The 13,837-nt window shown below is 51.2% G+C and carries 12 protein-coding genes; 8 read left to right on the forward strand and 4 right to left on the reverse strand.

The features are described 5' to 3' along the window. Positions 1-6: 6 nt before the first annotated feature. Genes IQ268_RS06425 through IQ268_RS06435 form a run of 3 tightly spaced genes read left to right on the forward strand, consistent with a single transcriptional unit; the run spans position 7 to position 1,602 of the window. Positions 7-639 carry a TenA family protein gene (locus tag IQ268_RS06425; protein WP_193876716.1) on the forward strand — a complete coding sequence of 211 codons (633 nt, stop codon included), beginning with the start codon at positions 7-9 and terminating at the stop codon, positions 637-639. Positions 640-658: 19 nt separating this feature from the next. Continuing rightward, positions 659-835 (forward strand): hypothetical protein, encoded by a 177-nt coding sequence (locus IQ268_RS06430; protein ID WP_193876718.1) that lies wholly within the window; start codon positions 659-661, stop codon positions 833-835. After that, positions 814-1,602, forward strand: coding sequence for a TIGR00297 family protein (locus tag IQ268_RS06435; RefSeq protein WP_193876720.1), 789 nt, complete (start codon positions 814-816; stop codon positions 1,600-1,602). The genes IQ268_RS06430 and IQ268_RS06435 overlap by 22 nt, the downstream gene beginning before the upstream one ends. A 47-nt stretch (positions 1,603-1,649) precedes the next feature. Here the strand turns inward: IQ268_RS06435 and IQ268_RS06440 are convergent, their stop codons facing one another. Further along, positions 1,650-2,537 (reverse strand): SDR family oxidoreductase, encoded by an 888-nt coding sequence (locus IQ268_RS06440; RefSeq protein ID WP_193876722.1) that lies wholly within the window; start codon positions 2,535-2,537, stop codon positions 1,650-1,652. Between the two features lie 60 nt (positions 2,538-2,597). Then, positions 2,598-3,236 (reverse strand): GNAT family N-acetyltransferase, encoded by a 639-nt coding sequence (locus IQ268_RS06445; RefSeq protein WP_193876724.1) that lies wholly within the window; start codon positions 3,234-3,236, stop codon positions 2,598-2,600. Positions 3,237-3,863: 627 nt separating this feature from the next. On the opposite strand from IQ268_RS06445, the gene IQ268_RS06450 reads away from it, so the two are divergent. Both IQ268_RS06450 and IQ268_RS06455 read left to right on the forward strand, forming a co-directional pair. Then, complete coding sequence (locus IQ268_RS06450; RefSeq protein WP_193876726.1) at positions 3,864-7,421, forward strand: response regulator; 3,558 nt, start codon at positions 3,864-3,866, stop codon at positions 7,419-7,421. A gap of 172 nt (positions 7,422-7,593) precedes the next feature. Beyond that, positions 7,594-7,917: a DUF1825 family protein gene (locus IQ268_RS06455; RefSeq protein ID WP_193876728.1), complete on the forward strand. Its 324-nt coding sequence runs from the start codon at positions 7,594-7,596 to the stop codon at positions 7,915-7,917. A gap of 167 nt (positions 7,918-8,084) precedes the next feature. On the opposite strand, the gene IQ268_RS06460 is transcribed toward IQ268_RS06455, so the two are convergent. Further along, the gene (locus tag IQ268_RS06460) at positions 8,085-10,013 is read right to left on the reverse strand and encodes a penicillin-binding protein 1A (protein ID WP_339383666.1); all 1,929 of its coding nucleotides are present in this window, start codon (positions 10,011-10,013) and stop codon (positions 8,085-8,087) included. Positions 10,014-10,351: 338 nt separating this feature from the next. Between IQ268_RS06460 and tyrS the strand changes: the two genes are divergently transcribed. The 3 genes from tyrS to IQ268_RS06475 all read left to right on the forward strand — a co-directional run bounded on the left by tyrS (position 10,352) and on the right by IQ268_RS06475 (position 13,034). Beyond that, the gene (tyrS, locus tag IQ268_RS06465; protein WP_193876730.1) at positions 10,352-11,584 is read left to right on the forward strand and encodes a tyrosine--tRNA ligase; all 1,233 of its coding nucleotides are present in this window, start codon (positions 10,352-10,354) and stop codon (positions 11,582-11,584) included. 77 nt (positions 11,585-11,661) lie between these two features. Further along, positions 11,662-12,384, forward strand: a complete 723-nt coding sequence (pyrF, locus tag IQ268_RS06470; protein WP_193876732.1) for an orotidine-5'-phosphate decarboxylase — start codon at positions 11,662-11,664, stop codon at positions 12,382-12,384. 14 nt (positions 12,385-12,398) lie between these two features. Then, positions 12,399-13,034, forward strand: coding sequence for a hypothetical protein (locus IQ268_RS06475; protein WP_228035142.1), 636 nt, complete (start codon positions 12,399-12,401; stop codon positions 13,032-13,034). Positions 13,035-13,081: 47 nt separating this feature from the next. Here the strand turns inward: IQ268_RS06475 and IQ268_RS06480 are convergent, their stop codons facing one another. Continuing rightward, positions 13,082-13,780: a uracil-DNA glycosylase family protein gene (locus IQ268_RS06480; protein WP_193876733.1), complete on the reverse strand. Its 699-nt coding sequence runs from the start codon at positions 13,778-13,780 to the stop codon at positions 13,082-13,084. Positions 13,781-13,837 lie beyond the last annotated feature (57 nt).

The raw sequence follows: 13,837 nt of genomic DNA on the forward strand, positions 1-13,837 counted from the left end.
GTGTCAATGTCTCTGGCCATAGAACTCTGGCAAGCTAATCAGGATTTGGCGATCGCCTGTTTAAACAATCCGTTTGTTCAGGGTATCGCTGACGGTACATTGCCAATGGAAACGTTCGCTTATTACGTTGGGCAAGATGCCTTTTTTCTAGATGCTTTTGCCCGAGCCTACAGCATTGCTGCCGCTAAAGCACCTGATTGGGAAGGGTTTAGCATTTTCCATAGTCTGGCGGATGGTGTACTTCAAGAACTTAAGCTGCATCAGAGCTATGCGGCTGAGTGGGGCGTAAACCTTCAGGATGTCGTACCAGGTAGCGCTACCCGTCGCTATACCGATTTTCTGTCAGCAACCGCCTGGAGTCAGGATGTTGGTATTACGGCAGTGGCAATGTTGCCCTGTATGCGGCTATACGCATTTTTGGGACAAACATTGGCGCAATCTGGCATTCCAGAGCATCGGTATGCAAACTGGATTCAAACCTATAGCAGCCAGGAGTTTGAGCCGTTGGCGCAACAGCTAGCCGCACTCACCGATCGCTACGCTGGCTACAGCCAGTTGGCTGCATCCACCTATCGCTATGCCATGCAATGCGAAGCAGACTTTTTCCAGGCTGCGTGGGAGTTCGGTGCGGTAGTGTAACCTGAAGCTCAACCGCATAATGTCAGTCAATGTTGCGGCAAACAATCAGCCCAACGTTGCCGGGATGCAATACCATGCAGTTAGGCATTTTGGAGCAGTAACACCAGCCGCACGCATGATTTACTGCCTCACTGGAATCGACGGTGCCCTGGATACCACATTCCTCAATCAACAATGGCTGTTTCTTCCACACTGATGAGTCTCCTGCCCTGGCTGGTAGCGATCGCCCTCAATTCTGCCCTGGCGGCGATCGCCTACTTTGCTCCCAAGAAGCTTCTCACACCTGCTGGACTGGTTCACGCATGGATATTGGGCATTCTGCTGTGGGGGACGTTGGGCTGGCAGGGCTATCTAATTATGATGGTCTACTTTCTGGTAGGTTCGAGCGTTACCCGCATTGGCATGGCACAAAAGGAAGCTGCCGGAATTGCCGAGAAGCGCTCTGGCGCACGTGGGCCAGAAAATGTTTGGGGTTCTGCTTTAATTGGCACCCTTTGCGCGATCGCGGCCTATGTCGTTTCCCTGGCACAACCCGATCGAGCCGCAACCCTGGTTCCGTTACTGATACTAGGATACGTTGCCAGCATTAGCACCAAGCTATCCGATACCTCTGCCAGTGAAATTGGCAAAGCTTACGGCAAACACACGTTCTTAATTACCACCCTGAAGCCTGTGCCACCCGGAACCGAGGGAGCCGTTAGTTTAGAAGGAACCCTGGCTGGCGTAGTCGCCTCAGCCGCGATCGCTCTAATTGCCTGGGGCGTTGGGCTAGTTTCGCTGCCGGGTGTCGCCATCTGTATCATCGCTGCGTTTGTTGCCACCACAGCCGAGAGTTTGATTGGAGCAACGCTGCAATCTAGCTATGAATGGCTCACGAATGAGATTGTGAATGTGTTGAACACCTTGATAGGGGCGATCGTGGCTCTCCTGCTCGCTACAGCCATTCAGGTTCTCGGAGCGTGAGGAGCAGAGTGGAACCGTTAACGTCTGGATCAGCGCCAATGACCACGTCAAGGAGTTAAATAGCGGCGCATGAAGCTTTCTAGCGACTCCATTTTGATGTTGAAGGTTGTCTCTAGCAATTGAACTTCAGCAGGCGTACAAAAAAATTCATTCGCCAGTAGAGTCCGTAACGTTCCCAACGCCCGTTTTGCTTCCGGATTGATTACCCCCACTGCGGTACGAATGCCGTCTAAAACCACCAGAGGTGGTGTAATAACCAGCGGTTCTCGGTCAAAAATGCGGCCAAAGATCTGGGGAATGGCGGCTCGTTCCAGAATATCTGGCCCCCCCACCGCAAAGGTTTGATTGTGTGCTGCTTCAGTAGTAGCCGCTGCCACGGCAATCTGTGCCAGGTCATCTGTACTCACAATCGAGGTTCGAGTTTTGGGATCACCAATCAACAAATAAAGTCCAGTCTGCTGAAATCGTTCGGCCAGGGGCAGCAAATTTGAGGCAAAGCCAGAGGGTCGCAAAATGGTGTAATTTAACCCGCTCGTTTTCAAATACTGCTCAACCGCTCGTTTTGCTTTAAAGACAGGTGCATCTTCATACCCACGTTCTGCCCCTAGCACTGAGATAAAAACAAAATGCTTCGCGCCAGCCGCTTTAGCAGCATCAATCAGGTCAATGTTGGCTCGGTAGTCTAACGACTGAGCATCGCCACCATTCGCGTCGTTAGATCCGTGAGCGCTAATCACAAATTCCGCCCCATGACAGGCTTTGTGAATGTCTCGCTCTTGCAGTAAATCTCCGATAAAAACCTGTGCTCCCCGATTCTCTATCTCGCCATATCGCGACGTTAGCTTAACAAACGCCCGCGTCGGCTGTTCTCGTTCACAAAGCAATCGGATAATTCTGCGTCCTAGCCCCCCTGTGGCTCCTGTGACTAAAAACATAACCTGTTCTCCTCAAGGCAATACAGCAGCCAACGTCGTCGGTGGAAAATCGATCCCTGGCTATCCCTGCAATCGTTTATGCAAAAATAGCTGTCGCGGTTGCCCCAACACCATAGAACTCATGGTTGAGTCGATGCGCTGCAACCGATATCCGGCTTTCATATAAAGTCTTCTAGCTTTGTAGTTATTTTCTAAAACGTGGAGATATAAGTCTTGATGTCCCCATTCCAGAGCGATTCGTTCGCAGGTCTTCAGTAGCTGTTGTGCAACCCCCTGACGACGGTAATCGGATTGAACCGCCAGATTGGATAAATACAAGTGTCGTGAATGATGAGGTTGCCAGAGGTGTTGCGATCGCAGCGAGATTTCGATAGTGCCAGCCAAGTTGTTGACTGCCTGGGTGGGCATGGGCGAACGGTTGGCTGAAGCAGCGGCGATCGCGACTAAACAAGCATGATGCGGCATTTTCTTCTGCAAGCGGCTACGCAAATCTTCATAGATTCCCATCCGAAACAGAGGGTATAACCACCCCATCAGTCCGTCTCGATGATGAAAGCTAGCCGCCAATACATCCGTCAGACGCTGTAAATCCTGTTGCCTGACGGTTCGGATCAGAAATGGCAATTCTCCAAACGAGCGATGTGTTAAGTCCCACGCCGGGGATGGCGAAGCAAAGACATCGGTGCCAGAAGTAGACATAGCAATATAAACCTTATTGCCCTTATTTTAGTCCTGAGAAGCGGAGGTGAAAGCTGTATTGAGATAATGGCAGCAAATCTGATGAATGCACCCTTGCAGATAGCCTATCGTTCCTGACTCATCTTGTTGTTTCGATTGTAATGACAGGTTACATCGTTTTTAAGTTAGGGCATCCTAGACTTGAGCCTCACGTAAACAGCATCTTAAACGCGATCGCTAGCCGCTCATAGCACTCCAGACATCGAATGACAAAATCTGCCATGCTGCACTTAGCAATCCGTAGTACAAACTGCTTAACTGCCACTCGTCACGATGTGAAAGGAAAAAGATACCCCTATGATTGGATAGAACCTCTCTAACCAACTTGGAACGGCACAACGGTTTCATGTCACCAGTCGTTAGAGTGCAGATCAGGGTGCCAGGGTAATTGCTGAGTGGGTGCATGGCGAGTCGTTTCCTCTCAGGTCAATTTAGCCATAATTTAGCCATATTTAGCCGAGAGATGGGCAGGATTTAGGGCAAGATGTTGAATTGCAATCAATTGAGCGATCTTCCCAGGCAACTGGGAGTAGTTCAGATTAAATGGAAATGGCTTTTATCTGACTGCCCCCACAGCAGGAGCGGTGCATGAAATCCTCAAATCACAGTAAACCTAAAATTCTGGTGGTCGATGATGAGCCAGATAACTTGGACTTGCTCTATCGCACCTTTCATCGCGAGTATAAAGTGCTTAGAGCCGAGAGTGGGCCTGCGGCTTTAGAGATTTTGGCAAGCGAGGGCGAAGTTGCCGTCATCATCTCTGATCAGCGTATGCCCTTCATGAGCGGTACAGAGTTTCTGAGCCTTACGGCCACTCAGTATCCAGATATTATTCGTATTATTTTGACTGGCTACACCGATGTTGGCGATTTGGTTGAAGCAATCAACTCCGGCAAGGTGTTTAAATATGTCACTAAGCCGTGGGATGACGACGAGCTAAAAGCCGTTGTCAGGCAGGCTGTTGATACCCACAACGTTCTCAAGACTCGCACTCAAGAACTGCGGCGCACGCTGCGGCAGGAATCGCTGCTGAACGCCGTTACCAACACTATTCGGAGTGCGCTCAGCTATCGTCAAATTCTACAGACGATTGTTGAAACCGTGGGGCAAATGTTTGAGGCAGACTGCTGCATTCTTCGCCCGTTCCAGGAGGGGCGCATGGAGGATGAGCCGTTTGTCTACACCTCTAAAGCATCCAAGATAGAGTCAGCGTTTCCTGACTTCACCACGAATTCAAATCACCTGGCTTATACCGTCTGGGAAACACAGGATGTCCAGGTGATCTACAATGCCCAAACCGATGAGCGGACGGCAGGAGAACAGATTGACCCACAGTTACGCCAGTCCTATCAAACGGCCAACATTTGCTCCAGTGTGATCGTACCGTTAGTATGCCAGCAAGAGTTGATGGCCGTGCTGGCTCTGCACCAGTGTGAGCAACCTCGCATTTGGCAGGACGACGAAGTGCAGCTTGTGATTATGGTGGCCGATCAAGCTGCTCTGGCGCTGTCACAGGCTCGCGCCTATGAACAAGTTAGAGCGTTGGCTAAACGAGAAGCGCTAGTCAACACCATTACGACAGCGATTCGTTCTAGCCTTGATCCCCAGGATATTTTTGCCGCCATCACCCAAAAACTGGGGCAAGCGCTGCGTGCCGATGGCTGTGCTTTATCCCTCTGGACAGAAGAAGATGAGTTTGTGCAGTGCGTTGGGTTGCATGATGCCACCCGCGAGGATACGGCTCCTAAAAATTCCCTGGTCTTAGCTACTAGCGATGGTACATCCCCGGTTCATAGCGTCAATGGCGCTAATCCTGCTGCCGTGTTCGAGGAAAGTGGCTCTATTCCCCGTCAACAGTTACCTCAGTCGTTAGTGCCAATTGACGGCAACCCAGTGTTGCAACGTCTGCTGGCGTTGCAAGCGCCTGTTGTGATCGATGACCTGAGTCGGCATCTAGACCTGAACGTTCCCGATTTGCCGTTGCGATCGCCTGCTCGGGCGCTGCTGGTTGTTCCCCTCCTATCCGATGGCAAGATCATTGGCAGTATTTCATTACGACAAATTCATGCTCCGCGTCGCTGGCAAGCCAGCGAGGTAGAGTTGGCGCAGGCGGTGGCAGCCCAGGCGGCGATCGCGGTGCAGCAATCGCGACTCTATCAAAAGACACGCCAGCAAGCTGAACAGCTTTTGGAACTCGATCGGCAAAAAACCGAATTCTTCCAGAACGTATCTCACGAATTCCGTACACCTCTCACTCTTACCATTGGTCCCTTAGAATCAGCCGTCGCGCAGCAACAGGGATTGTCCCACGAGCAATCGGTGATTGCCCTACGCAACTCACGCCGATTACTGCGGCTCGTCAATCAACTGCTTGACCTGCAACGGTTAGATGCTGGACGGATGCAGCCAAGGTTCCGTCCGTGCAACTTGGTTGAGTTCGTCAGCCAGATCGTTGAGTCGTTTCGTACCTACTGTGAAAAGAAACAAATCGCGCTCTCTACTAACTTTTCCAACTGTCCCTCTATTTATTTGGACTTAGAGAAATTTGATAAGGTTCTCTATAATCTTTTGTCGAACGCCATGAAATTTACGGCGGCAGGCGGCCAAATTGAAGTTGCCGTTTTTCCTGCTGGCGATCACTGCCTGTTGCAAATTAGTGATACCGGAATTGGCATTCGTCCCGATCAGGTTCCTCACCTGTTTGAACGGTTCCGGCAGGCCGATGGCTCTGCCAATCGCAGTTATGAGGGGAGCGGGCTGGGTCTGGCTCTGGTTAAGGAGTTAGTAGAGTTGCACAGCGGCAAAATTACTGTAGAGTCTGCCTATGGTCAAGGCACTACTTTTACCGTTTGGCTCCAGGCGGGAACGCTGCATCTGCCCGCCGGACAGGTCATTGAGATTCCAGCGGAGATTGAACACAGTCGGGCGTTTGTAGAATTGGCAGACGTTGAAACCGAACTGTCTCAGATGCAAGAAGCGCTGCCGGAACAGTCAGACGTTCCTGCCTTTAACCTTTCCCCAACCATGCCCTCGGTCGTCAGCCTGCCCAAAACGACTGCCGAAATACTGGTGGTCGATGACAATGCCGATCTGCGGAATTACGTGGCCAGGGTGTTGCAACAGGCAGGCTATCAGGTTCGAACGGCACGAAATGGAGCGGATGGGTTTCAAATCGCACAGTCGCGCCGTCCTCACCTGGTGGTAACTGATTTGATGATGCCGCTGGTGTCTGGGTTGGAAATGATCCAGATGATTCGGCAGGATGAAGCCCTGAGGGGAATTCCCATCGTATTGTTAACAGCCAAAGCGGATGAAGATACGCGAATTGAAGGAGCAGAAAGTGGGGCTGATGCCTATTTGTCAAAACCGTTTAACGACCGCGAACTGTTGGCTGAAGTTCGCAACTTACTGGCGTTGAAAGAAAACGAACGAAAAGTTCAAGAACTCAACACCTATCTCACTGAATCGGTACTGAAGCGGTTCCTGCCCCCCGCGTTGGTTACTAAAGCGGCCAGAGGCGAACTATCGCTTGATCTGCGTCCAGAACCCCGGATGATTACGGTGTTGTTCAGCGACATTATTGGGTTTACGCAGTTATCCAATACCCTGCGATCGCGCCGGGTATCTGAACTGTTGAATGAATATTTAGCTGAAATGACCCACGCCATTTTCGATAATGGCGGCACCGTAGATAAATTTATGGGAGATGCTATTTTAGCCATCTTTGGGGCACCTGAAGAAATTAGCCCCAATGAACAGGTTCGTCGGGCGATCGCCGCTGCACGGCAAATGTATCGTTCGCTGGCAAAGCTGAATGAACGCTGGCAGGCTCAGGGGATCAACGAAGTTCAGTTCCGGTGTGGTATCCACCAGGGCACTGCCGTTGTTGGTATGTTCGGTGGAGCCGAACGAGCCGATTACACTGCGATCGGGCCAAGCGTTAACATTGCCGCCCGGATTCAGGAAGCAGCAGAGCCAAACTCGATTCTGGTATCTGCTGCCGTTGCAGATTACCTGGAGCTAGAAGAAGAGAGTATTACCAAATTTAGCCCACTCAAACTAAAAGGGGTTGATGAAACCGTACTCACTTTCTGCATTCATCCCGACCCGGAAGCCCAGTCGCAAGTCTCGCTTGGCTCCTCCTGAGCAAAGTGCCGACCAGGGTAGCATCCTATACTAATACCCAGGTAGAGATTCCCGCACTGCAAGCAGAATGCAAGCTAGATTACAATAATGGCTAACGGCAGAGCTAAAGACGCTCTGTTAGTCCTACATTTTTGTAGGTGTCCGCATAAGCATTCCACAAAGCAAAAGAGCGATGGGATTCTTCGACTCCGATATTGTTCAGCAAGAAGCCAAGCAGCTATTTGAGGACTACCAGTCTCTCATGGAATTAGGCAATGGCTATGGTAAGTTCGATCGCGAAGGTAAAAAGCTGTTCATTGAAAAAATGGAAGAAATGATGGAGCGCTACCGCATCTTTATGAAGCGGTTTGAGCTATCCGAAGATTTCATGGCGCAGATGACCGTTGAACAGCTAAAAACGCAGCTTGGTCAGTTTGGGATCACGCCACAGCAGATGTTTGACCAGATGCACTACACCTTGGAGCGGATGAAGGCTGACGTTGAAAGTCAGTCTTAGCACTCATTCAGGCTCGTTAGGCAATTCCAGATCGCTACGTTGATTTAGATTTGAACGCCGATCGAGTGCAGTGTTGGCTCGTTGATTTTTGTCGAGGCGATCGCAACTCACGGCAACCCCAAATTTACTGGGCACCCTGTTGACTGAAGCAGCTTACTTCTGCAAGGTTAAGGACGGGGGAAATCGGACATGGGACGGAACCGTTCAACGGGTACGCCATTCAGCGCTTGATCCATAAAGTCTTTCCAAATAGGAGCAACATAGCCACCCCCTGTGGCTCCAACGCCGAGCGGGCGGTAATCATCGTTGCCAATCCATACCGCTACCGAGAGCTGCGGCACATACCCTACAAACCAGATGTCTCGCTCTGAGCTGGTTGTACCAGTTTTACCGGCTGCGGGACGATTGAGCCTGGCAGCGGTTCCCGTTCCACGGGTAATAACCCCTTGCAGCACATCATTCAGTGCCGCTACAGCCCACGGATCAAGAACCAGTTGAGGCTGAGGTGTATTGTCTAATAGAACTCGTCCTGTCGTATCCGCTACTTGAACAATCACGGTCGTTTCAGATTGCCACCCGCCGCTGGCAAAAGTAGCGTAGGCCGCGGCCATTTCTAGTGGGGTTAAGTCTACAGAACCTAATGGCAGTGAGGTCACTGGTTCAATGGGGCTGGAGATGCCCAGGATACGGCAGACTTCAATGACTCGACTGATGCCGATCGCCTGTCCCAGCTTGATCGCAGGCACATTCCGAGATTGCTCTAAAGCCGCGCGAATTGGCATCGGGCCTCGGAAGCTACCGTCATAGTTCTGGGGAGAATAACTCTTATAACCATCGGGGTAGCTAACGGGGCTGTCGTTCACGGTTGAATCTGGACTGTATTTACCAGATGCAAAAGCTGCATAGTACACAAACGGTTTGAAGGCAGAACCAGGTTGCCGCATCGCTTGAATAGCGCGGTTGTACTGGCTGGAGTCGTAATCAACGCCTCCCACCATTGCCTTAACAAAGTGAGTTCTAGGATCAACGGCGACTAGAGAGATCTGATCGGCTCTTAAACCGCGACGGCGGATGGTTTGATATCCGCGCCTCACGGTTTCTTCTGCGATGCGCTGTAGGTTGAGATCGACAGTGGTTTGGACGCGCATTCCACCCTTCAGTACCGCATCTGAGCCAAACCGATCGTTCAACTCAGCCACAACCGCTTCGGTGATATAGGGAGCTTTACTTTGTTGGAATGAAGTCACCTGACCGAGGCGAATAGGCTGCTTGCGGGCGGCGTCTGCTTCTTCGGGCGTAATCCACTGCAACCGTAGCATCCGATCTAAAACGACGGCTTGCCGTTGCTTCGCCACCTGATAATCCACAAATGGGCTATAGTTTTCTGGCGCTTGAATTAGCCCCGACATCATAGCCGACTCCGCTAGCGTCAATTCAGAGGCTCGTTTGTTGAAGTAACTTTCAGATGAGGTTTCAACGCCATAGGTGTTATGCCCCCAATAGACCTGATTTAGATACATCTCTAAAATCTGGTCTTTGGTGAAGATTTGTTCTAAACGAAGGGCTAAAACGGCCTCTGCCACTTTACGGCTGAACGATCGCTCTGGTGTGAGAAATAGGTTCTTTACCAACTGCATTGTCAGCGTTGAACCGCCTTCAACCGTTTGTCCCTCTTCCAGGTTGCTCAACAATGCCCGGATCACGCTCGTCGGGTTAACGCCATGATGAAAGTAAAAATTGCTGTCTTCGATCGCAATGACGGCTCGCTTCAGTTGCGGCGAAATTTCGTTGAGGTCAACCACTTCCCGGTTAACCTCATCGTGCATGCTGTCTAGCAATGTTCCGTTTACGTCATAAACGTAACTGGTTTGGGCGGGACTGTAGTTACGCAGCACTCGCACATCAGGCAGGTTACGAAAACTGACCGCCAACCCTACCAAGCCTCCGGCAACCACTGAACTGGAAAGCATAGTGATACCAAGGATGGTTCCTGCTGTCACCTTTCCAACGGCTTGCACGAACTGAAAAATAGGAGTCAGTTCCTCTATCTGTTTGCGGTGGGGGGGTTGCTTTTCTCTGGCAGTATTGGACGACACAGCTGTTCTAGTTCCTTAAGAAGTTTCAGCGAAGTGCACCGAGTGGGAATGTAGATCTTAATAGGGTTGTTAACTCAAAGGATCATCCTACGGAAGAGCGATTAAGTCGAGTTAACCATCAATATTAAGCAGATATTGAACCCCGATCTACCTCATTAATGCCCAAATGGTTCCCAAATGTTGAAGATGGCTTAAGCCATTCCGCACGAAATTTTGAATTGGGGCGGTCTACCTGTGACAAGTTTTTGCAATTATAGTAGGTTGGTTGCCTGATGCTGAAACCAGCATTGAAAGCATGATCGGTAAGTGTAGCGAATCGAACTGGATATCTGCCAAGCATGGCTCTTGATCACTCATCAAACTTAACGCCTTCTCTGGATTGGCTGTACCGGGGAACTAGCGAGATTTTTCCGCACCAGCCTGATTCGCAAGATCCCAATGAACAGTTAGCGGCTCGGCTTGTCCAGGCCGACAAACCGCTACGGGTGAAACTGGGGATCGACCCTACGGGAACGGACATTCATCTGGGTCATAGTATTGTTTTCCGTAAGTTGCGGGCATTTCAGGATGCAGGACATACTGCTGTTCTGATTATTGGAGATTTTACCGCTCGCATTGGTGATCCAACTGGAAAATCGGAGGTGCGGCGACAGCTCACTGAAGCGGACGTGCGGCAAAACGCCCAAACCTATCTTGAGCAAGTTCGCCCGATTTTGGATTTTGACACGCCTGGCCGACTAGAAATTCGTTACAACTCGGAGTGGCTTTCAGCGCTTGATCTGGCGAAAATCTTAGAGCTGTTGTCTACGATGACCGTAGGGCAAATGCTGGCAAAAGAAGGATTTGCCGAGCGCTATAGAAAGGAGAACCCAATTTACCTGCATGAGTTCCTGTATCCACTGATGCAGGGGTATGACTCGGTGGCTGTCGAGGCTGATGTGGAGCTGGGTGGAACCGACCAGAAGTTTAATATTGCAGTAGGGCGAGACTTACAGCGTCATTTTAAGCTGAAGCCTCAGTTCGGGTTACTGTTACCGATTTTAATTGGCACAGACGGTGTACAGAAGATGTCGAAATCGCTGGGCAACTATGTTGGGCTGGGGGAAGATGCCCTATCAATGTACTCCAAGCTGGAAAAGGTGGCAGATAGCCAGATCGAGTCGTACTTTGAGCTGCTGACCAATTTGCCAATGGATCAATTGCCAGAGAATCCGCGCGATCGCCAAAAGCTGTTAGCGTTAACCATTGTTACCCAGTTACGCGGCGAAGACGCTGCCAGCGACGCTCAAAAAGCGGCTCTCACTCTGGTGCAAGGGGATGCTAAGCAGGCCGATGCTGTCCCAGAATTTTCGCTAGAAACAATTCAGTTTCCCGCCAAGCTGTTCTACGTTCTCAATGCCAGCGGGTTGTGTGCCAGCAGTTCGGAAGCGAGACGGCAGATTCAAGGGGGAGCGGTGCGGTTAGATGGCGATCGCATCCAGGACACCAACCTCAGCTTTGAAACCCCCACCGATTTGAAAGGCAAGGTGTTGCAAGTGGGAAAAAACAAATTCGTGCGGCTGGTAATGTAACCTACGTCTCCTTCATCCCACTTGCTCAATCAGCTCGCTGCTCTCTACCCTTACTTTCCTTTATCTTTTAAAGTTCAATGCCTTCTCCTTCTAGCCACATCATTGTGCCTTTAGACGTTCCAAGTGAGGATGAAGCCGTTGCGTTGATCGATCGCCTCCCCGATGTCACTTTCTGGAAAGTGGGGTTGGAACTGTTTGTCAGCAGTGGCCCCAACCTTCTTCAACAGCTCAAAGCGCGGCAGAAACGAATTTTTTTAGATCTCAAGTTTCACGATATTCCCAACACAATGGCAGGGGCTTGCCGTGCCGCAGGGAAATATGGGGTTGATTTACTCACCGTTCATGCCACGGCTGGCCAGGAAGCGTTAGAAGCAGCTCATGCCGCTGCCAAGCAGGGTGCGGCGGCCAGCGAACAGGCTGCCCCCAATGTGATTGCCATTACTCTGCTCACCAGCCTCACCTCACGCTCCCTGGCCTTTGAACTCAAGATTCCGTTGGAGTTGCCAGAGTATGCCTTGCAAATGGCCTTACTGGCACAAGAGAGTGGCCTGTCCGGTGCGGTTTGCTCACCCCAAGAAGTGGCTCAGTTGAGGCAGGTGTGCGGCGATCGATTTTTGTTAGTCTGTCCAGGGGTGCGGCCTACATGGGCAGAGACAGGCGATCAGCGGCGATCGCTCACCCCAGCGCAAGCATTGCAAGCTGGTGCCGATTATCTGGTGATTGGTCGCCCTATCACGGCATCGGCCGATCCAGTTGCAGCCTTTCAGCGCATCTGCGATGAATTGGCCGCTGTTGTATAGATCAGGACGGTAGTATGCAGCGGCAACCAGTGTGGCTGATAGGAATCGGGATCGGTGTCAGCGGGTTGGTGTGGCCGCTTGAGGTGGCGATCGCCTCACTTCCATCCCCACCTCAAGCTTTGCTAGCTCAAACGCCTTCCGAAGCGTCTGATTCTACTCGTCTACGCTCAAGCTGCCCTGCTGATCTAGAAACCCTGGTAGCTCTCTTGCTGCACGATTTGCCAGCGTATACCAACCGTGTGCGGCAACGGGCGATCGGCAGAAACCGCAGCGCCAACGTGCCGGGATATATGCTGCTCGCTGCTCGTCCCGAATTTGACCCGTTGACCCTTGGCCCCGGTGAGTATGTGGCCGGAATCCCAGCCGATAGCGATACCACTCAGGTCTTTTTTACCACGCTGGAACGTCAATACGTCAGCAATACAGCCGTTAACCTGCAACACTATCACTGGCTGTTTTTAACGCAGACGATGGATGGCCACTGGCGATTAGTGCTGATGATTTCTCGAATTGGCGGTTATCCAGCCAGCGATCCACCCTCTCCACCGCAAGACAGCAGCTATGGCGTGGTCGCTCAATCCATTCGCCTGTGGTTAAGAGACTGTCGGGCAGGACGGGTGCGATCGCCGCAGAGCATCGAAACCAGGTAGATAGCAGACCTCTCAAGATAGATCCCAACAGAACCGCTTGCATCTGACTACGACGCTCGGATCTCGTCTAACTTGGTACGAACCGCCTGAATATCTTGCCACATCAGCCATTTGGGGCTGCCCTTATCGCGGGATTGGTTCCGCAGCAAATAGGCCGGATGGAAGATGGGCATACACTGCCGATTATCCCACTCGAGCCACTGCCCGCGAATTTTTGTGATCCCGCGTTTGTCTCCGGTAATGCCACGCACGGCTGACGCGCCAGTTAACAAAATGATTTTGGGATCAATCAAACGAATTTGCTCTATCAAATAAGGACGACAGGCATCCATTTCTTCGATCGCCGGGGTTCGGTTTCCGGGCGGGCGACACTTGACAATATTGGAAATATAGACATCGTCTTCTGTGAGCTTAACCGATGCCAAAATCCTGTCTAAGAGTTGTCCGGCTTTACCCACAAACGGCATACCCGTTTCATCTTCATTCTGCCCTGGTCCTTCCCCCACAATCATGATGTCAGCGTTGGGATTGCCCCGTCCGACCACAGCATGAGTGCGGGTTGCACCCAGGCCGCAACGCTGGCAACGATTGCAATGTTCTACGATCGGGTCGATGCTGGCATAGGTACCGGGCGGAATCGGAATTTTTGCATCTGTCGGAATCAAATCTGGATCAAAATTTGCGGGGGGTGCAGAGTCCGCAACCTCATTGACGTTAAACAAATCGATTTGATCTTGACTAGCCATGAACCTATATAGAAGCAGTATCCAACCCTGAAGAACCAGCAAAACAGCCGTAAGCTT

This window comes from Oculatella sp. LEGE 06141 (assembly GCF_015207605.1).
Classification (GTDB): domain Bacteria; phylum Cyanobacteriota; class Cyanobacteriia; order Elainellales; family Elainellaceae; genus Oculatella.